Origin of the sequence: Serratia sp. CMO1 (assembly GCF_015689115.1) — a bacterium.
GTDB classification, from domain to species: Bacteria; Pseudomonadota; Gammaproteobacteria; order Enterobacterales; family Enterobacteriaceae; genus Serratia; species Serratia marcescens.
In genome coordinates this window covers 219,450-240,941 of the sequence record NZ_CP065032.1, presented here as the reverse complement: position 1 = coordinate 240,941, position 21,492 = coordinate 219,450, and the positions used below count along the sequence as shown (strand labels likewise).

The following is a 21,492-nucleotide window of genomic DNA, read 5'->3' as shown; positions in this document are numbered from 1 at the left end:
TCGTTACTTTTTCATCAGACAATCTGTGTGAGCACGCCACTCGAACTAATATCTTTAGGTAAGGAGGTGATCCAACCGCAGGTTCCCCTACGGTTACCTTGTTACGACTTCACCCCAGTCATGAATCACAAAGTGGTAAGCGCCCTCCCGAAGGTTAAGCTACCTACTTCTTTTGCAACCCACTCCCATGGTGTGACGGGCGGTGTGTACAAGGCCCGGGAACGTATTCACCGTAGCATTCTGATCTACGATTACTAGCGATTCCGACTTCATGGAGTCGAGTTGCAGACTCCAATCCGGACTACGACGTACTTTATGAGGTCCGCTTGCTCTCGCGAGGTCGCTTCTCTTTGTATACGCCATTGTAGCACGTGTGTAGCCCTACTCGTAAGGGCCATGATGACTTGACGTCATCCCCACCTTCCTCCAGTTTATCACTGGCAGTCTCCTTTGAGTTCCCGGCCGAACCGCTGGCAACAAAGGATAAGGGTTGCGCTCGTTGCGGGACTTAACCCAACATTTCACAACACGAGCTGACGACAGCCATGCAGCACCTGTCTCAGAGTTCCCGAAGGCACCAAAGCATCTCTGCTAAGTTCTCTGGATGTCAAGAGTAGGTAAGGTTCTTCGCGTTGCATCGAATTAAACCACATGCTCCACCGCTTGTGCGGGCCCCCGTCAATTCATTTGAGTTTTAACCTTGCGGCCGTACTCCCCAGGCGGTCGATTTAACGCGTTAGCTCCGGAAGCCACGCCTCAAGGGCACAACCTCCAAATCGACATCGTTTACAGCGTGGACTACCAGGGTATCTAATCCTGTTTGCTCCCCACGCTTTCGCACCTGAGCGTCAGTCTTCGTCCAGGGGGCCGCCTTCGCCACCGGTATTCCTCCAGATCTCTACGCATTTCACCGCTACACCTGGAATTCTACCCCCCTCTACGAGACTCTAGCTTGCCAGTTTCAAATGCAGTTCCCAGGTTGAGCCCGGGGATTTCACATCTGACTTAACAAACCGCCTGCGTGCGCTTTACGCCCAGTAATTCCGATTAACGCTTGCACCCTCCGTATTACCGCGGCTGCTGGCACGGAGTTAGCCGGTGCTTCTTCTGCGAGTAACGTCAATTGATGAACGTATTAAGCTCACCACCTTCCTCCTCGCTGAAAGTGCTTTACAACCCGAAGGCCTTCTTCACACACGCGGCATGGCTGCATCAGGCTTGCGCCCATTGTGCAATATTCCCCACTGCTGCCTCCCGTAGGAGTCTGGACCGTGTCTCAGTTCCAGTGTGGCTGGTCATCCTCTCAGACCAGCTAGGGATCGTCGCCTAGGTGAGCCATTACCCCACCTACTAGCTAATCCCATCTGGGCACATCTGATGGCAAGAGGCCCGAAGGTCCCCCTCTTTGGTCTTGCGACGTTATGCGGTATTAGCTACCGTTTCCAGTAGTTATCCCCCTCCATCAGGCAGTTTCCCAGACATTACTCACCCGTCCGCCGCTCGTCACCCAGGGAGCAAGCTCCCTTGTGCTACCGCTCGACTTGCATGTGTTAAGCCTGCCGCCAGCGTTCAATCTGAGCCATGATCAAACTCTTCAATTAAAAGCTTGATTTGCTTCCACTCGAGAAGCGATGCTCAAAGATTTACTGCATGAATTTTACTTCAGTTAGTCACTCTTCAAGACTTGATATTTTTTTGCATCCGAAGATGCTGGATATCGTCTTGTGGAGTGCCCACACAGATTGTCTGATAAATTGTTAAAGAGCAGTGCCGAGAAACTCATCGGCGCGGGCTGCGTATACTACGCTTTTCGCCCGGAGAGTCAAGCGTTTATTTCGCTTTCTTCTCGCTGACCCGGCGGCTTGTCAGTCGTTGTTCCCGGTCAGTGGAGGCGCATTATAGGGAGTTCTCGGCAGGCCGCAACCCCTAAATGCAAAAAACTTTTCAAGCGCGGATTTTTTCGGCAAAACGCTGGCCAAACCCGCATTTTTGTCACTTTTCGTACTGGATCTGGCTAAATTCCTGGGCGAAACGGTCGACCTGCTGCCAATCGGTGTACTCCACTTCCTTACTGGTATCCGTTTCACCGCCCGTCATACGCATAATAAATTGAATCATGATGCGGTCGAACCAGCGATAGCGCGGATAACGCAATGCGCCGGCAAACACCGCGCACTGTTTTGGCTGCCACGGCGAGGCCAGCAGGAACTTGCGAGTATAAGCGTTGGTTTGCGGCGAGCGCTTTTCCGGTTTACGCGCGGTCAGGTTCACGGCAAAGAACGCGCTCGGCATTCGATTCAGTTGCTCGGCATGACGCTTGACGAATTTATCCAGCGCCGGGTTAAAGTGCCCGTAACGGATAGACGCGCCGATCATCACCTGCTGATACTGGCTAAGATCGACCTGTTCCGCCTGCAGCAGATCGATCACCTCACAACGCAGCGTGTCCTGCAGCTTGCTTGCTATATAAGAAGCGATAGCGCGTGTTTGCCCGTCACGGCTCGAATAAAGTATCAATGCCTTCATGGCGTACTCCTTATATCAGACTCACTCACGCCAGAAGGTTGGCGTGAACAGCACCAGCAATGTGAACACTTCCAGGCGCCCGAACAGCATCGTCACCACCAGGATCCACTTGGCCGCCGCCGGCATCGTGGTGAAGTTATCCGCCACTACGCCCAGGCCGGGGCCAAGGTTATTGAGCGTTGCCGTCACTGCGGCGAACGCGGAAAAATCGTCAACGCCGGTGGCAATGATCGCCAGCATGCTGACGATAAACACCAGCGCATAGGCGGAGAAGAATCCCCATACCGCTTCCAGAATGCGTTCCGGCAGTGCGCGATTGCCCAATTTGATGGTATAGACCGCGTTGGGGTGCACCAGCCTCTTCAACTCGCGCGAGCCCTGCAGGTACAGAAGTAGAATACGGATCACCTTCAGGCCGCCGCCGGTCGAGCCGGCGCAGCCGCCGATGAACGCTGAGCACAGCAACAACATCGGCAGGAACAGCGGCCACTTGGCGATGCTGTCGGTCGTAAAACCGGCCGTGGTCGCCATCGATACCACCTGGAAGAACGCCTGATTGAGCGTTTCCATACCGCTCTTATAGACGCCATGTCCCCAGAGCACCAACGTGCATACCACCACCAGCGTCAACTGAACGAAGATGAACATGCGGAATTCAGGATCGCGTCCGTACACCTTCAGACTACGGCCGCTTAGCAAAGCGAAGTGCAGGCCGTAGTTACAGCCGGAAATCAGCAGGAACACGGCGATGATGGTGTTGATAGTCGGACTGGCGTAATAACCGATACTGGCGTCGTGGGTAGAAAAACCGCCGATGGCGATGGTCGAGAAACTGTGGCCGATGGCGTCGAACACCGACATCCCGGCCCCCCAGAGCGCCAGCGCACAGGCGACGGTCAGCAACACATAGATTAGCCACAGGGTTTTGGCGGTTTCGGCGATGCGTGGGCGCATCTTGTTATCTTTCAGCGGCCCGGGCATTTCTGCCCGATACAGCTGCATGCCGCCGACGCCGAGTATCGGCAGTATCGCCACCGCCAGCACGATGATCCCCATGCCGCCCATCCATTGCAGCATTTGGCGATAGAACAGAATGGCCTTCGGCAGCGAGTCCAACCCCACCAGCGTCGTCGCACCGGTGGTCGTTAATCCCGAGAAGGATTCAAAGAAGGCGTCGGTCAGCGACAAGTTGGGCCGCTCCGAAAACAGGAACGGCAATGCCCCTACACTGCCCAGAACGGTCCAGAACAACACGACGATAAGGAAGCCTTCACGGGGCTTCAGCTCGTGTTTCTGTTTGCGGTTCGGCCACCACAGCATCAGACCGATGGTCAGCGCCACGAAGAAGGTTTGGCTGAACGCGCGCCCCGCCCCATCGCGGTAAATCAATGCCACCAGGCCGGGAATAAACATCGTCCCGGAGAACAGGATGACCAGCAGACCAACGATACGGGTTATGGCGCGAAAATGCATTTCAGCACGATCCTTAGCAATTCAATTGGGAGGAATTATTGCGAAATGGGGGTTAATTGCAAATTACCGCGACTGAGATCACGCAATTTATTCCCAAACAGTTCGACCTCGGTTGCCGGCAACGCCAGATGCAGCACGACGGCGGCACCGTATTCACCCTGCAGGATCCGACCTGCGGTTTGCTGCAGCAAGTTCTCCACCAGCGCCAACTGCGCATAGTCGCACTGCAAGATATATTCGGCTTCCGGCACCTTTTGTGCCAACGCCAACTGCTTCAACGCCTGTTGAACACCGTTGCCATAGGCTTTCACCAGCCCGCCGGTGCCCAGCTTGACGCCGCCATAGTAACGAACGACCACGGCGGTCACTTCGCCGATACCGCTGCCCATCAGCTGCGCGAGGATCGGTTTGCCGGCGGTGCCCGACGGTTCTCCGTCGTCGGAGAACCCCAGCTGCTGCGAGTCATCGGGGCTGCCGGCGACGAAAGCCCAACAATGGTGCCTCGCCGCCGGGTGCTCGTCCCGCACCTGCTGAATAAACGCCTTTGCCGCTTCTACCCCGCTGGTCGGCGCCAGCAGGGTGATAAAACGGCTCTTCTTTATTTCTTCGGTAAAGCAGGTTGCTTCCGCCGGTATCGGGTACGGCCGCATCAGGCCAGGTTCAGATCGCGCGTCATGTTCTCGATGCGCTTTTCGTGGATCACGATGTTGTCTTCGATGCGGATGCCGCCGTACGGCTTCAGCGCATCGATGCGATCCCAGGCGAAGTGCTGCTTGAACTCACCGCTGCGCCACGGCGCCAACAGAGAGTCAATGAAGTACAGACCCGGCTCGATGGTCAACACCATGCCCGGCTGCAACACGCGGGTGCAACGCAGGAACGGATACTTGGACGGCGCCGCCAGGTGGGTGCCTTGCTCGTCCTGCATAAAGCCGGCGGCGTCGTGCACCTGCAGGCCCAGCGGGTGGCCCAGCCCGTGCGGCAGGAACGGCGTGGTGATACCCGTTTCAACCATCGCCTCTTCGCTGAGGCCGTTCACCAACTTGTGATTCTTGAGCAGCTTGGCGATGCGCTGGTGCATCTGCACATGGTAGTCGGTATAACGCACGCCGGTTTTGATGGTATCGATCAACGCCAGCTGCTCACCGTTGAGATCTTTCACCAGGTGGGCAAACTCGCTGCCGCTTTGCGCCGCGTAGGTGCGGGTCAGATCGGCGGCGTAGCCGTTATATTCCGCGCCGGCGTCGATCAGGAAACTCAGGGATTCGGCCGGCGGCTGATGATCCAGCTTGGTGTAGTGCAGTACCGAAGCGTGTTCGTTCAGCGCCACAATGTTGTCGTAAGGCACGTCGGTATCGCGGTGGCCGGTCGCCGTCAGGTAGGCCAGGTTGATGTCGAACTCGCTCATGCCGGAGAGGAAGGCCTCATGCGCCGCACGATGGCCGGTTACCGCCGTCTTCTGCGCTTCGCGCATGCAGGCCAGCTCATAGCCGGTTTTGATCGAACGGTGGAAATCCAGGTAGTTCAACACCGCTTTCGGATTGATGTTCTCGGAAGGGATGCCGAGATCGCGGGCGCGCTGTTGCGCATAACCGATATAGCCCACGCGCTCGCGCTGCGGCGGAAGCTGCTGGGCGATGGCGTCGGCGTTGGCCAGCGGCATCAATTCAAGGGATTTAGTCCAGAAACTGTCCGGCAGCGGCTCTACGCTGTGCCAGTAGTCGACCGGGGAGTAGAACCACAGCTTCGGCTTGTTGACACCGTCGATCCACAACCAGCAGTTCGGCACCGACGTCACCGGCACCCAGGCTTTGAAATGCGCATTCACTTTGAACGGATAGCTATGGTCGTCCAAAAATACCTTTTGCAGTTCACCGGAGTGAATCAGCAACGCATCCAACTTGTTGCGCTCCAGCACTTCGCGCGCGCGTTTTTGCAGCTCTGCCAAGTGGTCGTTATACAAAGAAGCCAGCGTTTCCATCACAGTACCCTTATGCCTTAGCACGAAAGAAGTCATCTTAACACAGCGCTCCGGCGCACCAACCTTATCGCGTTGGGCATGCGGAGCAGCTCGCAATTCCCTGCAAATGCCGTTACATCCGCAGTTTAACCATTAGCCAGCCGGCCAGGCCGAGCAACGCTATCGCCAGCGCCCATAGGCCGTGGTGCTCCAATAACACCGCGCCGGCCGCGGCAATGCCCGCCAGACACTGCTGCAGAAAGCCGCACAGCGCCATCGCATAGGCACCGTGCTCTTTGGCGTCGCTGACCGCCATCGCCATGCTGTTGGGAAACAACACCGCCTGGCCAAAAATGGTCAGGCAATACAGCACGATGAACAGTGCCATACCGGAAAGGCCGGCCAGAATGCCGCTCCACCACAACAGCAGGATCGCTACCGTCGCCAGAGCGACGATGCCGCTGCCGGTTTGCATCAGTTTTTTCCCGCCGACACGCGCCACCGTGCGGTTCACCGTCAACGCGCCGCTAAAGTAGGCGATACCTATCACCAACCCCAGCGCGCCGAACGCCGTAACGTTGAGGCCAAAACCCTGCTGCATGACGAACGGGCTCACCTCCTGCAATGTCACCGTGGTGGCGAAGCCCAATCCGCCGACGCAGGCCGGCCAGAAGAACCCCGGCCGCCGCAGGATGGCGAAGTAGGTGGCCGCCATCGCCGGGCGTGGCCCGCGTGTGCGCCCCGCCTCAAGCGGCAGCGTCGCCATCAGCGCCAGAATGGCCAAACCGGTGGCGCCCATCAGGACGAAGCCCATCTGCCAGTGCGAATATTGGCTGAGCAGGCCGCCGACAAACTGACCACCGCCCAGCGCGGTGATAAAAGCGATGGAGAGCACCGATAACCGACGCGCCAACTCGTCACCGCTCCAGTTATCCCGCACGATGATACGCGCAATGATCGCCGCACCGCCGGCGCCCACACCCTGCAGCGCACGCAGCGCCAGCAGCTGGGCGCCGTTGCTGCACAGCGCCAACAGCCCGCTGCAGCCAATGAAAAGAAACAAAGACAGCGTCAGGGGCGCACGGCGGCCAAAGCGATCGGCGGCCGCGCCCCAGAACAGCACCGGCAAAGCGGCGCCGATGACGAAGATCGAAATGGACAGCTCGGTGGCGCGTCGGCTCATCGCCAGCTCCCGCATCACCGTCGGCAGCGAAGGCAAATACACGGTCGTCGCCATCTGTGCCATAAACACCAACAGACATGCCAGCGTCATGGTTCTGGCCGGAATGCTCCATAAGCCGCTGCGTTTGACACAAGCCGCCTTAGTCATGCGTAACCTCGTCTGAATGTTCATTCGCTGCGAGCAAGTGTATGAGTGCCGACACACTCCAGCAAATGCCGATAGCACATAAAATATAACTTCGTTTCAAATCAAAAAACTAACTTGGCGACATGTGATCCGACCAGCAAATATGCAATCTCTCATTTGCATATTTTTAACATAAAAACCACACTCCTCTTCATCTGGTCATACCAGATCATACGCTGATTCAGGAGATAGACATGCTCTACCAAGGCGAAACATTACAACTGCACTGGCTCGATAACGGCATCGCCGAGCTGGTGTTCAACGCACCGGGCTCGGTCAACAAGCTGGACACCCGCACCGTCGCCAGCCTGGGCGAAGCGCTCACCGTGCTGGAAAACCAGCCTGAGCTCAAGGGGTTGCTGCTGCGCTCCTCCAAAGCCGCGTTTATCGTCGGCGCCGATATCACCGAATTCCTTTCTCTGTTCGCCGCACCGGCTGAAAAGCTGCACGAGTGGCTGGTATTCGCCAACAACGTCTTTAACCGGCTGGAAGATTTGCCGGTACCGACCATTTCGGCCATTAACGGCTATGCGCTCGGCGGCGGTTGCGAATGCATTCTGGCGACCGATTTCCGCGTCGCCTCGCCGGACGCGCGCATCGGCCTGCCGGAAACCAAATTGGGCATCATGCCGGGCTTCGGCGGTTCCGTCCGTCTGCCGCGCCTGCTGGGTAACGACAGCGCGCTGGAAATCATCGCCGCCGGCAAAGACGTCAGCGCCAAAGACGCGTTGAAAGTCGGCCTGGTGGATGCGGTGGTGACACCGGAAAAACTGGCCGAAGCGGCGCTCAACATGCTGCAACAGGCGATCGACGGCAAGCTGGACTGGCGCGCCGCGCGTCAACCTAAGCTGGAGCCGCTGAAACTCAGCCCGATTGAAGCGGCGATGAGTTTCACCACCGCCAAAGGCATGGTGCTGCAGACCGCCGGTAAACATTACCCGGCGCCGATGACCGCGGTGAAGACCATTGAAGCCGCCGCCAAGCTGGGCCGCGATGAAGCGCTGAAACTGGAAACCGCCAGCTTCGTGCCGTTGGCCCGCTCCAACGAAGCGCGCGCGCTGGTCGGCATCTTCCTTAACGATCAGTTCGTGAAGGGCCAGGCGAAAAAGCTGGCCAAGAATGTGGATGCGCCGAAACAGGCGGCGGTGCTGGGCGCCGGCATCATGGGCGGCGGTATCGCCTACCAATCGGCGCTGAAAGGCGTGCCGGTGATCATGAAAGACATCAGCGACAAGTCGCTGACGCTGGGCATGAGCGAAGCGGCCAAGCTGCTCAATAAGCAACTGGAGCGCGGCAAGCTGGATGGCCTGAAAATGGCGCAGGTGCTGTCGACCATTCAGCCGACGCTGGACTATGCCGGCATCGAGCGCGCGCAGGTGATCGTTGAGGCGGTCGTCGAGAATCCGAAAGTCAAAGCCGCCGTGCTGTCGGAAGTGGAAAACCTGATCGGTGAGGACACCGTTCTGGCGTCGAACACCTCGACCATTCCGATTAATCACCTGGCAAAATCGCTGAAGCGCCCGCAAAACTTCTGCGGCATGCACTTCTTTAACCCGGTGCACCGCATGCCGCTGGTGGAAATCATCCGCGGCGAACAGACCAGCGACGAGACCATTGCCAAAGTGGTGGCCTACGCCAGCCGCATGGGCAAAACGCCGATCGTGGTGAACGACTGCCCGGGCTTCTTCGTCAACCGCGTGCTGTTCCCGTACTTCGCCGGCTTCAGCCTGCTGCTGCGCGACGGCGCCGACTTCCGTCAAATCGATAAAGTGATGGAGAAACAGTTCGGCTGGCCGATGGGCCCGGCCTACCTGCTCGACGTCGTGGGCATCGACACCGCGCACCACGCGCAGGCGGTAATGGCCGCCGGCTTCCCGGATCGCATGAGCAAAGACTATCGCGACGCCATTGACGTGATGTTCGACAACCAGCGCTTCGGTCAGAAAAATCAGCTGGGCTTCTACCGCTACAGCCAGGATAGCAAAGGCAAACCGCGCAAGGACAACGACGAGCAGACCGATGCGCTGCTGGCCGAAGTGAGCCAACCGCGCCAGACCATCAGCGACGAAGAAATCATCGCGCGCATGATGATCCCGATGATCAACGAAGTGGTGCGTTGCCTGGAAGAAAAGATCGTCGCCAGCCCGGCCGAAGCCGATATGGCGCTGGTCTACGGCATCGGTTTCCCTCCGTTCCACGGCGGCGTGTTCCGCTACCTGGATGCGCTCGGCACCGCCAACTACGTTGAGCTGGCCCAGCGTTACGCACACCTCGGCGCCCTGTACCAGGTGCCGGCCGGTCTGCGCGCCAAGGCCGAACGCAATGAAAGCTACTACCCGGTGGCGACACCGCTGTCCGACGTCGCTACCCGCCAACCGGCATGAGGTCATAAAGATGGAAAACGTAGTTATTGTTGATGCCGTACGCACGCCGATGGGCCGCTCCAAGGGCGGCGCCTTCCGCCAGGTGCGCGCCGAAGATCTCTCCGCTCACCTGATGCGTGAAGTGCTGAGCCGCAACCCGGCGCTGGACGCCGCCGAGATTGATGACATTTACTGGGGCTGCGTGCAGCAAACGCTGGAACAAGGCTTCAACATCGCCCGCAACGCCGCGCTGCTGGCCGAGATCCCGCACCGCGTGCCGGCGGTGACCGTCAACCGCCTGTGCGGCTCTTCGATGCAGGCACTGCACGACGCGGCGCGCGCCATCATGGTTGGCGACGCGCACATCAGCCTGATCGGCGGCGTGGAACACATGGGCCATGTGCCGATGAATCACGGCGTGGATTTCCATCCGGGCCTGAGCCGCAGCGTGGCCAAAGCCGCCGGGATGATGGGGCTGACCGCCGAAATGCTGGCCAAGATGCACAACATCAGTCGCCAGATGCAGGATGAGTTTGCCGCCCGCTCCCACCAGCGCGCACATGCGGCGACGCTGGCGGGTTACTTCAAAAACGAGATCATACCGACCAACGGTCACGACGCCGACGGCGTGCTGACCCGTTACGATTTCGACGAAGTCATTCGCCCGGAAACCACCGTCGAAAGTCTGTCGGCCCTGCGTCCGGCGTTCGATCCGGTCAACGGCACCGTCACCGCCGGCAGCTCCTCCGCCCTGTCGGACGGCGCTTCCGCCATGCTGCTGATGAGCGAATCGCGCGCCAAAGCGCTCGGTTTGAAGGCCCGCGCCCGCATCCGCTCGATGGCGGTGGTCGGCTGCGATCCTTCCATCATGGGCTACGGCCCGGTGCCGGCCAGCAAGCTGGCGCTGAAACGCGCCGGTCTGGGCGTGCAGGACATCGATCTGTTCGAGCTGAACGAAGCGTTCGCCGCCCAGTCGCTGCCGTGCATCAAGGATCTGGGGCTGATGGACAGCATCGACGACAAGATTAACCTGAACGGCGGCGCCATCGCGCTCGGCCACCCGCTGGGCTGTTCTGGCTCCCGCATCTCGACCACCCTGTTGAACAACATGGAACGTCGCGACGCGCAGTTCGGCCTGGCGACCATGTGCATCGGCCTGGGCCAGGGCATCGCCACCGTCTTTGAACGCGTTTAGCTGTGTCTATCTTGGGATGACCGCGTCACTACTTCAAATCGCGGCATCCCGCCAAGTTTAGTTGCCGTTCTTCCCGCCTGTCAGGGGCGGGTTTTTTATGCCTGAAGTTTGCCGACGCCCAAATAAAAACGGGGCGACCCTCGGCCACCCCGTTCACCGCGCATCGCATCGGTCAGATAAACGAAAACGCGTCGCCAAACATATGCGCTTCCAGCGCGCCGCGCTCGGCGCAGAAACGCTCGCGGGCGATTTTCGCCATCTCGAAACGCCCGGCGATGTAAATGTCATGCTCCGCCAGCGTGCCGAAATCCTGCAGCACCGCGCTGAGCACGGTGCCGCTGCGGCCGCGCCATTCGGCTTCCGGCTGCTTGACCACCGGGATCACCTTCAGATTCGGATGCTGCAACGACAGCGCTTCCAGCTCGCTCAAATCGTACAGGTGCTTCAGCTCACGCCCGCCCCAGTAGATTGAAATGTCGCGATCCGGCTGCTGCTCCAGCGCGGTCAACAAGATTGAACGCGCGTAAGAGAAACCGGTGCCGCCGGCGATCAGCACCAGCGGACGGCTGCCCTCTTCCCGCAGCCAGGCGTCGCCGTGCGGCACGTCAACGGTGATCGCCTGCTCTTTCAGGATGCGATCCATCACCGCCATGGCATACAGATTCAGTTCCGAAGCGCCAATGTGCAGCTCGATATAATCTTGCTGCGTCGGGGTTGATGCCAGTGAGAACGGACGCTTGTCGCGCTCATCCATCACCACCATCAGATATTGCCCTGCCTTGAAAGAAAACGGCTGCTCGGGCACCAGACGTACCCGATAAACCGTATCGGTAATGGCCTCTACCGAGGTCACTTTACAGCTCAATATTGTCATGCGTTCCCTCTGTCGGGTCATCAATGCAAAGCTGAGAACAGGGCCTGACGCTATAACGTCGGTTCCCTGTCACTGAAGATTGCGAGCTCATCCCAGATTTCGTCGACGCGCGCACGTACCTTTTCATCCATCTGAATCGGACGGCCCCATTCGCGATCGGTTTCACCCGGCCATTTATTGGTGGCGTCCAGCCCCATCTTCGAACCCAGGCCGGAAACCGGCGAGGCGAAGTCCAGATAGTCGATCGGCGTATTCTCCACCAGAACGGTATCCCTTGCCGGATCCATTCGTGTGGTGATCGCCCAAATCACGTCGTTCCAGTCGCGCGCATTGACGTCATCGTCACAGACGATAACAAATTTGGTGTACATAAACTGCCGCAGGAACGACCAGACGCCCATCATCACGCGTTTCGCGTGGCCGGCGTACTGTTTTTTCATGGTCACTACCGCCAGGCGGTAAGAGCACCCTTCCGGCGGCAGATAGAAATCGACGATTTCCGGGAACTGCTTTTGCAGGATCGGTACGAACACTTCATTCAGCGCCACGCCCAGGATCGCCGGCTCATCCGGCGGGCGGCCGGTGTAGGTCGAGTGGTAGATCGCGTTGCGGCGCTGGGTGATGTGAGTAACGGTGAACACCGGGAACTGGTCGATTTCATTGTAGTAACCGGTGTGGTCGCCGTAGGGGCCTTCCGGCGCCATTTCACCCGGCTCGATATAGCCTTCAAGCACGATTTCGGCGCTGGCGGGCACTTCCAGATCGTTGGAAAGGCACTTGACCACTTCGGTTTTGTTGCCGCGCAGCAGCCCGGCAAAGGCGTATTCAGACAGGGTATCCGGCACCGGCGTGACCGCACCGAGGATGGTAGCGGGATCGGCGCCCAGCGCCACCGCGACCGGGAAACGCTCGCCCGGGTGCGCCTGGCACCACTCCTGATAATCCAGCGCGCCGCCGCGATGCGACAGCCAGCGCATGATCACTTTGTTCTTGCCCAGCACCTGCTGGCGATAGATGCCGAGGTTTTGCCGTTCCTTATGCGGGCCGCGGGTCACCGTCAGCCCCCAGGTGATCAGCGGCGCAGCGTCTTCCGGCCAGCAGTGCATCACCGGAATACGGCTGAGATCGACATCGTCACCCTGCCATACCTGCTCCTGACAAGGCGCGGATCCCAGCACCTTGGTCGGCATGTTCAGCACCTGCTTGAACTTTGGCATTTTGTCGAACAGATCGCGGAAGCCTTTCGGCGGCTCCGGTTCTTTGAGGAACGCCAGCAGTTTGCCGACTTCGCGCAGCGCGCTGATGTCTTCCTGCCCCATGCCCATCGCCACGCGATTGGCGGTGCCGAACAGGTTACAGAGCACCGGCATGTCATACCCTTTCGGGTTTTCAAACAGCAGTGCAGGACCGCCCGCTCGCAGGGTGCGATCGGCAATCTCCGTCATTTCCAGGTAAGGATCGATCGGCTGGCTGATGCGTTTTAGTTCCCCTCTCTTCTCCAGCAACGAGAGGAAATCGCGTAAGTCACGGTATTTCATGCTGATCATTATAACGGCCAGTGGGGAGGGCATTATAAGCCCTCTTCACGGTTGTTGCTGCAATTTTGTTAACGCCGCCCGCCGCCGGGTGGCCCTCAGCCGCAGTTGAACGGCACCAGCGCAGCCAGCGCGCGCGTATCCTGATATTCACGCGTCTCCTCACCGTGGCGGAACACCTTGAAGCCCTGCCCGTTAGCGCTGAAGTAACGCAGCGCATTGCCTTCAACGTGCAGCAGGCTACCTTCACGCAGCGCCACCACCGATTCGCTTGGGTTGATCGCGCAGAACTCCGCCAGGCGCTCGTCACGGGTTTCGCCCATGTGGCCGCTGATATGCGCGTCGATGTAGTGCGGGTTGATCTGCACCGGGAACAGCCCCAGCGCCGGCAGCACCACGCTGCAGCGCACCGGCATGTCATTGGTGGTGCGAATGCTCGGCGTGGCCACGTTGCAACCGGCGCTCCAGCCGACGTAAGGCACTTCACGCTCGCGCACCGCGCGCTGGATGGGCACGATCAGGCCTTGCTCGTGCAGCATTTGGTTCAGCAACCAGGTATTGCCGCCGCTGACCAAAATGCACTCCGCCTGCGCGATCGCCGCCGCCGGTGAAGCGGCATGGTGGATGCTGGTGACTTCAATGCCCAGCGTTTGCGCCAGTTCCTGCGCACGCTGGTCATAGTCGTAACGAATCAGGGCGTAAGGGATAAAGACGGCGGATTTGATGCCGCGACGCGCAATCATCGCCAGCAACTGGCTTTTAGCGTACCCCAGCAGCTCGGCTTCGCCAGACAGCTTGCCGTTGCTCAACAGAAACAGCTCCATTTCTTTCCCCCTCGGTCGAAAACGATGAATAGCGTCACAGCCGGCGGCGCTACGCCTGTCATACTGTGACGGTAACAAATTTTTAGCCCTCTGTTATACCAGCGCCGTATCGATAAGTGTGTGACCCCTCGCTAATAGCCGCAGATTCATAGAGATAGGTGATGTTACACGCTGAAACTTGCATCACTATGTATCCGGAATAGCTTTTGATATGCTTACCGGCTGGCAGAAAGGCATGTGAAACTATGGAATCCTGGTATCTACTTTATTGCAAACGCGGTCAGTTGTTGCGGGCGCAGGAACATCTGGAACGGCAGCAGGTAAACTGCCTCAGCCCGATCATCACGCTGGAAAAGATCGTGCGTGGTAAGCGCATCGCGGTCAGCGAACCCCTGTTTCCCAACTATCTGTTTGTGGAGTTCGACCCGGAGCGCATTCACACCACCACCATCAGCGCCACCCGTGGCGTCAGCCACTTCGTGCGTTTCGGCGCGTTGCCGAGCGTCATCCCGAGCAAGGTGATCGATGAACTGCGCACGCACGCCTGCGAAACCTATGTCGATCCGGAAACCCCACAGCCGGGGGATACCGTTCTGATCGTCGACGGCGTGTTCGAAGGGCTGCAGGCGATCTACACCGAGCCGGACGGCGAAGCGCGTTCCATGTTGTTGCTGAACCTGATCAACAAGCAGGTCAGCCAAAGCATCGACAACCGACAGTTCCAGAAGATGTAATGCAAAAGGCGCCCTCAGGCGCCTTTTTGTTGGCTCATTTTACGCTTAGCGGCGCATCGCGTCGTCGTGCAGCCACTGGGCGACACGCTTGGCGAAGTAGGTCAGCACGCCGTCGGCGCCGGCGCGTTTAAAGCACATCAACGATTCCATCACCGCAGGTTGCTCCTGCAGCCAGCCGTTCTGAATCGCCGCCATATGCATCGCGTACTCGCCGGACACCTGATAAGCGAAGGTTGGCACACCGAAGGTATCCTTCACGCGGCGCACAACGTCGAGGTACGGCATGCCCGGTTTCACCATCACCATGTCCGCACCTTCCTGCAGATCCTGCGCAATCTCCTGCAGCGCTTCGTCGCTGTTGGCCGGATCCATCTGATAGGTCTTCTTGTTGCCGCCCTTCAGATTGCCGCTGGAGCCCAACGCATCGCGGAACGGGCCGTAGTAGCAGGAAGCATACTTGGCGGAGTAGGCCATGATCTGGGTATTCACCAGGCCCTGCAATTCCAGACGATCGCGGATCGCCCCGATGCGGCCGTCCATCATGTCGCTCGGCGCCACGATTTCCGCGCCCGCTTCAGCATGGGACAGCGCCTGACGCACCAGAATGTCTTTGGTCACGTCGTTAATCACATAACCCTGCTCATCGATCACCCCGTCCTGCCCATGCGTGGTGTAGGGATCGAGCGCCACGTCGGTCAGAATGCCCAGTTCAGGCACCGCGTCTTTCAGCGCGCGCACCGTGCGCTGTACCAACCCTTCAGGATTATAGGCTTCTTCCGCATGCAGCGATTTCAGGCTCGGTTCGATCACCGGGAACAGGGAAATCACCGGCACGCCAAGTTTGGCGATGGTTTCCGCTTCCTTCACCAGCAGATCGATCGTCATGCGCGATACGCCCGGCATCGAGGCCACTTCTTCCTGGCGGTTGCTGCCTTCCATGACAAACACCGGATAAATCAGGTCGTTGACCGTCAGTTGATTCTCGGCCACCAGGCGGCGGCTGAAGTCGTGACGGCGCACGCGGCGCATACGGCGACCAGGGAAGGTGCCCGGAAATGCATAGCTCATAGTTTTCTCCTAGCTCAAACCAGCCGGAATAGCCGGCGGGCGTTCTCATCGGTTTTTTGCCCCAGCCATTGCGGCTCTTCCCGCCGCCAGACGGCGACCTGCTGCACGATGTGGGGCAGGAAACAGGGTTCGTTGCGGCGAGATGCGGGTTTAGGCTGTAAATCCCGGGGCAACAGATAAGGGGCGTCAGTTTCCAGCAGCAGACGCTCGGCTGGGATCTGCGGCAACAGTGCGCGCAGTTCCAGGCCGCGCCGCTCGTCGCAGACCCAACCGGTAATCCCGATCGACAAACCCAGCGACAGGCAGCTTGTTAATTCTTTGGCGGTGCCGGTGAAGCAGTGCACCACGGCCGCGGGCAGTTTATCCAACCACGGCGTCAGTAGCTCGGCAAAACGTGCGTGTGCGTCGCGGCAATGCAGAAACACCGGCAGCGCCAACTCCGCCGCCAGCGCCAGCTGCGCGGTGAACGCCGCTTCCTGCTGCGCGGGCGTCGAGAAGTTGCGATTGAAATCCAGGCCGCATTCGCCGATCGCCGCCACGTCAGGGCGTGCGGCTAACGCATAAATCTGCTCGGCGGCGTGTTCATCCCAACCGCTGGCGTAGTGCGGATGCACACCGGCGGTAGACCAACAGTAACCCGCATGTTGCTGCGCCAGTTCCGCCGCTTCGCGGCTCTCTGCCAGATCGGTGCCGGTAATCAACATCCCGGTAACGCCCGCCGCGCGGGCGCGCTCCACCACCGCCTGGCGATCTTTGGCGAATTGGCTGCTGGTCAGATTAACGCCGATATCAAACATGATTTTTTCCAAAGCAAAAGCCGCCCAATGGGCGGCTTCGCAATCAATGTGGATCAGGGGGCTGGGGGTTCGTCACCCTCGTCTTCTTCTTCCGCTTGCGGACGACGTTTGCCGGTATAGAAGCGAGCGAAGAACACCCCCACTTCAAACAGCAGATACATCGGTATTGCCAACAAGGTTTGCGAGAACACGTCTGGCGGCGTCAACAGCATGCCGACCACAAACGCGCCAACCAACACATACGGCCGTTTCTTCTTCAGATCTTCCGGCGAGGTGACGCCACTCCAGCACAGCAGAATGATGGCGACCGGCACTTCGAAGGCAACGCCGAACGCCATAAACAGCGCCATGACGAAATCGAGGTAGTTTTTAATGTCGGTCGCAATGGTCACCCCCATCGGCGCGGTCTTGGCGAAGAAGCCGAAGGCCAGCGGGAACACGATGAAGTAGGCGAAAGCCATGCCGAGGTAGAACAGCAGGCTGCTGGACACCAGCAGCGGCATCATCAGGCGGCGTTCATGCTTGTACAGCGCCGGCGCGATGAATGCCCACACCTGATACAAAATCATCGGCGCGGAGACGAACACCGAGACGATCATGGTCAATTTGATCGGGGTAAAGAACGGTGACGCCACGTCAGTGGCGATCATGCTCGCCCCGGCCGGTAACTGCTTCAGCAGCGGCGCAGACACCAGTTGGTAGATGTCGTTGGCGAAAAACACCAGCACCACGAACACCGCCAGCACGCAAATAATCGAGTTCAACAGCCGCTTGCGCAGCTCTATCAGATGACTGATAAGGGGTTGGGTATCTTCAACAGCCATGTATTAACGATCGCCACTAGGTTGGTGAGACGCTGGGGTTTTATCCGCAACAGGTTCGACAGGTGCCGGCGCGGTTTCCGCCGGCGCTTTAGCCGGTTGCGCCGCCACCGGCGCGACGGCTTCAGGTTCCGCTGCCGGTTTTGGCGCGGCGGCGGGCGCACTGGCGCGGGTTGCCGCTTCCGCCGGCGTCACGCCGTCGTGCAAGGCTTCCGGATCGGTGATCTGCGGGTTATGAATGGTGTTCGCCAGCTCTTCTTTCTCGCCCTGGTAGGTGCGTTTCAATGATTCCGCCGCGTCTTTCAGCTCATCCATCGACGCCTTCAGTTCCGGCGTCAGGTTCTGCAGGCCGGCCTGTTCCGCTTTTTTCAGGCTGTCCTGCAGCTCCTGCAGCTTCAGCTCCTGAGACAGTTCGTGCTGCACCGAGGCCGCCAGCGAGCGCAGCGCGCGGATCCAGCCCGATACCGTTCTGACCGCGACCGGCAAGCGTTCCGGCCCCAGAACAACCAGGCCGATCACCAGCACCAGCAGCAGCTCACTAAACCCAATGTCAAACACGGTTTATACCTGCTCTTTGTTCTTCGACTCTTCCGGTTTCACTTCCGGCTGCTTTTCGGTAATAGGCTTGGCCGAGAAGTCAGCGTCATCCAGGCTGCTTTTCTCAGCCGTGTTGGGGGTCGACGGCGTATCGTCGCCGATCGCCTTCTTGAAGCCCTTGATCGAGGCACCGAGATCGGAGCCCAGCGTGCGCAGTTTTTTGGTACCGAACAACAGCACCACGATCACTGCGATGATCAACAATTGCGTAATACTAATACCGCCCATTTTAATTACCTCTAATTTTAAAGGGTCTTTTAAAGCCAGCCCGCATTATAGGGCCGACTTTACCAGAGTGACGAATTAAATCAGGTGGTTCGCTTCCAGCCAATCACCCAGCATACGATGCCGGCGGCCATCATCCAGGCGGGAAACACCTCGATTTGCCCCAGCAGCAGCAGCGTGCCGCTTACCAACAGTGTAGCGCCAACGCCGAACAAATAACGTGACTGCCCCTGACGAACCCGCTGAGCCTGCATCTGGTTGGTCAGCTTATCAACGCTTTGTTGCAACAGTTTATGCTGCTGCAAGCTGTCGTAAAACAGCTCGGGCAGTTCCGGCAGCTTCTCCGCCCAAAACGGCGCTTTCTCTTTCAGCGCACGCACCACGGCGGGAATGCCGACCTGATCGCGCAGCCAGCTCTCGAGGAACGGCTTGGCGGTGGTCCACAGATCCAGCTGCGGATAGAGCTGACGCCCCAGTCCTTCAACATACAGCAAGGTCTTCTGTAATAACACCAACTGCGGCTGCACTTCCATATTGAAGCGTCGCGCGGTGTTGAACAGGTTCAGCAGCACGTTGCCGAAGGAAATCTCCGCCAGCGGCTTCTCGAAAATCGGCTCGCACACGGTGCGGATGGCGAATTCGAAGTCTTCCACGTTGGTGTCGCGCGGCACCCACCCGGAGTCGACGTGCAGTTCCGCCACCTTGCGGTAATCGCGGTTGAAGAAGGCGATGAAGTTTTCCGCCAGGTAGCGTTTATCATCCTTATTCAGCGAACCGACGATGCCGCAGTCGATGCCGATGTAGCAAGGATCTTCCGGATGTTCGTAGCTGACGAAAATATTACCGGGATGCATGTCCGCATGGAAGAAGCTGTCGCGGAAGACCTGGGTAAAGAACACCTGGACGCCGCGTTCCGCCAACAGTTTCATGTTGGTGCCCTGCTGTTCCAGCGTGGCGATGTCCGAGACCGGAATGCCGTAAATGCGCTCCATCACCAATACGCTTTCGCGGCAGTAGTCGGAATAAACTTCCGGTACGTACAGCATTGGGCTGCCGTCGAAATTGCGGCGCAGCTGAATGGCGTTAGCCGCTTCGCGCAGCAGGTTCAATTCGTCCAGTAGAGTTTTCTCATACTCGCGTACCACTTCGCGCGGGCGCAGACGGCGGCCGTCCGGCAACAGCTTCGGCACCCAGCCTGCCAACCGGTACATCAGACGCACGTCGGCCTTGATGATCGGCCCGATATCCGGCCGGATCACCTTCAGCACCACTTCCTGGCCGGTGGTTTTCAACCGCGCGGTATGCACCTGCGCGATCGAGGCAGAGGCCAGCGGCTGCTGATCGAAGTCATCGAACCAGGTCTCCAGCGGGCCGCCCATCGCCAGCTCGATATGCTTACGCGCCAACGCGCCATCGAAAGGCGCCACCCGATCCTGCAGCAGCGTCAGCTGATCGGCAATGTGCGGCGGAAACAGATCGCGACGGGTCGACATCATTTGGCCGAACTTGATCCAGACCGGCCCCAATTCCTGCAGCGCCAGCCGCAGACGTTCACCCAGCGGTTTGTCCTTGTGCCGATTCGGCATCCAGAACAGCAGCCGGCGGCCAAAGCGCAGCGGCAGCGTCAACCGCATTTTAGGGATCAGCTCATCCAGCCCATAGCTGAGAAAAACGCGGACGATAAAATACAAACGGCGCAGTTCGCCTGGGGTCATCGCTTGCCCTCCAACTTGTCCATACGGGCAATCAGCGCTTCCGCGCTGCGGGCGAGTGCGTCAACTTCTTCGTTGAACCACACCACTTCCAGCGGCCCCGGCGCCAGGCGCCACTCTTCGGTCAACGCCTCAGCCATGTCTTGCTGCCGGCGCATAAAGCCGGCTTTCAGCAGCGAGGCGCCTTTTCCCAGCGCCGGTGTAATGCCTTGGGCGGCGATATCGCCGATGTAGGGCGCCAGCCACTCCGCCGGATCCCACTCCGCCAGATCGAGCAGGCCAACCAGCTGTTGCACCACCTGAATATCGCCTTCCACCGTCAATTCGCCGCTGCGCATCAGCACCGGCAACTGCTGGCGATCGCGCAGCTTAAGTAAGGCGGGAATGCGGCTACGCACGGTGCAATCGGCGCTGTCTTCAGACTGCCCCAGCACATCCACGCGCAGTTCGCTGAACACCAGCACCAGCGGTGAAGCCAGCTCTTCCAGTTCGATGCGCAGCACCTTGCCCGCCAGGCGTTGGCGGGCGGCTTTCATGCTGCGATCGCGAAACAGCAGGTTATTCAGCGAGGTTTCCAACGCGCCGGTCAGCAGAGGGGTAAACAGCATCGGCATCTCCCTCTCAGAACTTGAAGCCGCGATGCAGGGCGACAATCCCACCGGTCAGGTTGAAATAGGTGACGTTTTCAAAACCGGCGTTGCCCATCATGCCCTTCAGGGTTTCCTGATCGGGGTGCATGCGGATCGATTCCGCCAGGTAACGGTAGCTGTCAGGATCTTTCACCACCAACTCGCCGATCTTCGGCAGCACGTGGAAAGAGTAGGCGTCATAGGCTTTGCTCAGCGGCGCCAGCAGCGGCTTGGAGAACTCCAGCACCAGCAGACGGCCGCCCGGTTTCAGCACGCGGAACATCGAGCGCAACGCTTTGTCTTTGTCGGTGACGTTACGCAGGCCAAAGGAGATGGTGATGCAATCGAAGTAATTGTCCGGGAACGGCAGCGCTTCGGCGTTGGCCTGCACATAATTGATGTTGCCGACGATGCCGCGATCGCGCAGCTTCTCGCGCCCCATCTTGAGCATCGAATCGTTGATGTCCGCCAGCACCACCTGCCCCTGCTCGCCGACCATGCGGGAGAACTTGGCGGCCAGGTCGCCGGTACCGCCGGCCAGATCCAGCACGCGCTGCCCGCGGCGCACGCCGCTGCAGTCAATGGTGAAACGCTTCCAGATACGGTGAATACCGAACGACATCAGGTCGTTCATCACGTCATACTTTGCCGCTACCGAATGAAAAACGTCCGCCACCATGGCCTGTTTTTCGTCTCTAGCGACGGTGCGAAAACCGAAATCGGTGGTTTCCTGCGATTGATCTGCCATTGTCCTGCCTGCTATTCAGTCAATTTTGTGTGGATGAGTGTA

Annotated in this window: 19 protein-coding genes and 1 rRNA gene; 3 read left to right on the top strand and 17 right to left on the bottom strand. The window is 59.0% G+C overall.

Annotated elements, in window-relative coordinates; translation table 11 throughout:
* Positions 1 to 59: 59 nt before the first annotated feature.
* The 6 genes from IT763_RS01075 to IT763_RS01050 all read right to left on the bottom strand — a co-directional run bounded on the left by IT763_RS01075 (position 60) and on the right by IT763_RS01050 (position 7,289).
* Positions 60 to 1,601, bottom strand: a 16S ribosomal RNA gene (locus IT763_RS01075).
* Between the two features lie 391 nt (positions 1,602 to 1,992).
* Complete coding sequence (gene hemG, locus IT763_RS01070) at positions 1,993 to 2,526, bottom strand: menaquinone-dependent protoporphyrinogen IX dehydrogenase (RefSeq protein ID WP_025304933.1); 534 nt, start codon at positions 2,524 to 2,526, stop codon at positions 1,993 to 1,995.
* Positions 2,527 to 2,547: 21 nt separating this feature from the next.
* Positions 2,548 to 3,999, bottom strand: a complete 1,452-nt coding sequence (gene trkH / locus IT763_RS01065) for a Trk system potassium transporter TrkH (RefSeq protein ID WP_004934492.1) — start codon at positions 3,997 to 3,999, stop codon at positions 2,548 to 2,550.
* A gap of 35 nt (positions 4,000 to 4,034) precedes the next feature.
* Positions 4,035 to 4,649: an IMPACT family protein gene (locus tag IT763_RS01060; RefSeq protein WP_004934489.1), complete on the bottom strand. Its 615-nt coding sequence runs from the start codon at positions 4,647 to 4,649 to the stop codon at positions 4,035 to 4,037.
* On the bottom strand, positions 4,649 to 5,980 hold the full coding sequence (pepQ, locus tag IT763_RS01055; protein ID WP_049299746.1) for a Xaa-Pro dipeptidase: 1,332 nt from the start codon (positions 5,978 to 5,980) through the stop codon (positions 4,649 to 4,651). Before pepQ ends, IT763_RS01060 begins: the two co-directional genes overlap by 1 nt.
* Positions 5,981 to 6,092: 112 nt before the next feature.
* Positions 6,093 to 7,289: an MFS transporter gene (locus IT763_RS01050; protein WP_028127639.1), complete on the bottom strand. Its 1,197-nt coding sequence runs from the start codon at positions 7,287 to 7,289 to the stop codon at positions 6,093 to 6,095.
* A 233-nt stretch (positions 7,290 to 7,522) separates the two neighbouring features.
* Between IT763_RS01050 and fadB the strand changes: the two genes are divergently transcribed.
* Positions 7,523 to 9,712 carry a fatty acid oxidation complex subunit alpha FadB gene (fadB, locus tag IT763_RS01045; RefSeq protein WP_049299744.1) on the top strand — a complete coding sequence of 730 codons (2,190 nt, stop codon included), beginning with the start codon at positions 7,523 to 7,525 and terminating at the stop codon, positions 9,710 to 9,712.
* A 10-nt stretch (positions 9,713 to 9,722) separates the two neighbouring features.
* Positions 9,723 to 10,886 carry an acetyl-CoA C-acyltransferase FadA gene (gene fadA / locus IT763_RS01040; RefSeq protein WP_033638974.1) on the top strand — a complete coding sequence of 388 codons (1,164 nt, stop codon included), beginning with the start codon at positions 9,723 to 9,725 and terminating at the stop codon, positions 10,884 to 10,886.
* 172 nt (positions 10,887 to 11,058) lie between these two features.
* On the opposite strand, the gene fre is transcribed toward fadA, so the two are convergent.
* From fre to pepE, 3 genes are all read right to left on the bottom strand, one after another.
* Positions 11,059 to 11,760 carry an NAD(P)H-flavin reductase gene (gene fre, locus IT763_RS01035; RefSeq protein ID WP_206195088.1) on the bottom strand — a complete coding sequence of 234 codons (702 nt, stop codon included), beginning with the start codon at positions 11,758 to 11,760 and terminating at the stop codon, positions 11,059 to 11,061.
* Positions 11,761 to 11,810: 50 nt separating this feature from the next.
* Positions 11,811 to 13,331: a 4-hydroxy-3-polyprenylbenzoate decarboxylase gene (gene ubiD, locus IT763_RS01030; RefSeq protein ID WP_015376309.1), complete on the bottom strand. Its 1,521-nt coding sequence runs from the start codon at positions 13,329 to 13,331 to the stop codon at positions 11,811 to 11,813.
* Between the two features lie 62 nt (positions 13,332 to 13,393).
* Complete coding sequence (gene pepE / locus IT763_RS01025; RefSeq protein ID WP_004934469.1) at positions 13,394 to 14,119, bottom strand: dipeptidase PepE; 726 nt, start codon at positions 14,117 to 14,119, stop codon at positions 13,394 to 13,396.
* A gap of 245 nt (positions 14,120 to 14,364) precedes the next feature.
* Between pepE and rfaH the strand changes: the two genes are divergently transcribed.
* Positions 14,365 to 14,853, top strand: a complete 489-nt coding sequence (gene rfaH / locus IT763_RS01020; protein ID WP_016929445.1) for a transcription/translation regulatory transformer protein RfaH — start codon at positions 14,365 to 14,367, stop codon at positions 14,851 to 14,853.
* Between the two features lie 45 nt (positions 14,854 to 14,898).
* Here the strand turns inward: rfaH and hemB are convergent, their stop codons facing one another.
* The 8 genes from hemB to ubiE all read right to left on the bottom strand — a co-directional run bounded on the left by hemB (position 14,899) and on the right by ubiE (position 21,450).
* A complete protein-coding gene (gene hemB, locus IT763_RS01015; protein WP_004934463.1) occupies positions 14,899 to 15,921 on the bottom strand; it encodes a porphobilinogen synthase in 1,023 nt (340 codons plus the stop codon).
* Between the two features lie 14 nt (positions 15,922 to 15,935).
* On the bottom strand, positions 15,936 to 16,718 hold the full coding sequence (tatD, locus tag IT763_RS01010) for a 3'-5' ssDNA/RNA exonuclease TatD (protein WP_197759067.1): 783 nt from the start codon (positions 16,716 to 16,718) through the stop codon (positions 15,936 to 15,938).
* A gap of 53 nt (positions 16,719 to 16,771) precedes the next feature.
* Positions 16,772 to 17,542 carry a Sec-independent protein translocase subunit TatC gene (gene tatC / locus IT763_RS01005; protein ID WP_004934456.1) on the bottom strand — a complete coding sequence of 257 codons (771 nt, stop codon included), beginning with the start codon at positions 17,540 to 17,542 and terminating at the stop codon, positions 16,772 to 16,774.
* 3 nt (positions 17,543 to 17,545) lie between these two features.
* Positions 17,546 to 18,097 (bottom strand): Sec-independent protein translocase protein TatB, encoded by a 552-nt coding sequence (tatB, locus tag IT763_RS01000; RefSeq protein ID WP_021504797.1) that lies wholly within the window; start codon positions 18,095 to 18,097, stop codon positions 17,546 to 17,548.
* Between the two features lie 3 nt (positions 18,098 to 18,100).
* Positions 18,101 to 18,364 carry a Sec-independent protein translocase subunit TatA gene (gene tatA, locus IT763_RS00995; protein ID WP_016929449.1) on the bottom strand — a complete coding sequence of 88 codons (264 nt, stop codon included), beginning with the start codon at positions 18,362 to 18,364 and terminating at the stop codon, positions 18,101 to 18,103.
* A gap of 80 nt (positions 18,365 to 18,444) precedes the next feature.
* On the bottom strand, positions 18,445 to 20,076 hold the full coding sequence (ubiB, locus tag IT763_RS00990; protein ID WP_004934451.1) for a ubiquinone biosynthesis regulatory protein kinase UbiB: 1,632 nt from the start codon (positions 20,074 to 20,076) through the stop codon (positions 18,445 to 18,447).
* The gene (locus IT763_RS00985; RefSeq protein WP_206195087.1) at positions 20,073 to 20,681 is read right to left on the bottom strand and encodes an SCP2 domain-containing protein; all 609 of its coding nucleotides are present in this window, start codon (positions 20,679 to 20,681) and stop codon (positions 20,073 to 20,075) included. The genes ubiB and IT763_RS00985 overlap by 4 nt, the downstream gene beginning before the upstream one ends.
* Positions 20,682 to 20,694: 13 nt before the next feature.
* Positions 20,695 to 21,450 (bottom strand): bifunctional demethylmenaquinone methyltransferase/2-methoxy-6-polyprenyl-1,4-benzoquinol methylase UbiE, encoded by a 756-nt coding sequence (gene ubiE / locus IT763_RS00980; protein ID WP_004934443.1) that lies wholly within the window; start codon positions 21,448 to 21,450, stop codon positions 20,695 to 20,697.
* Positions 21,451 to 21,492: the final 42 nt, after the last annotated feature.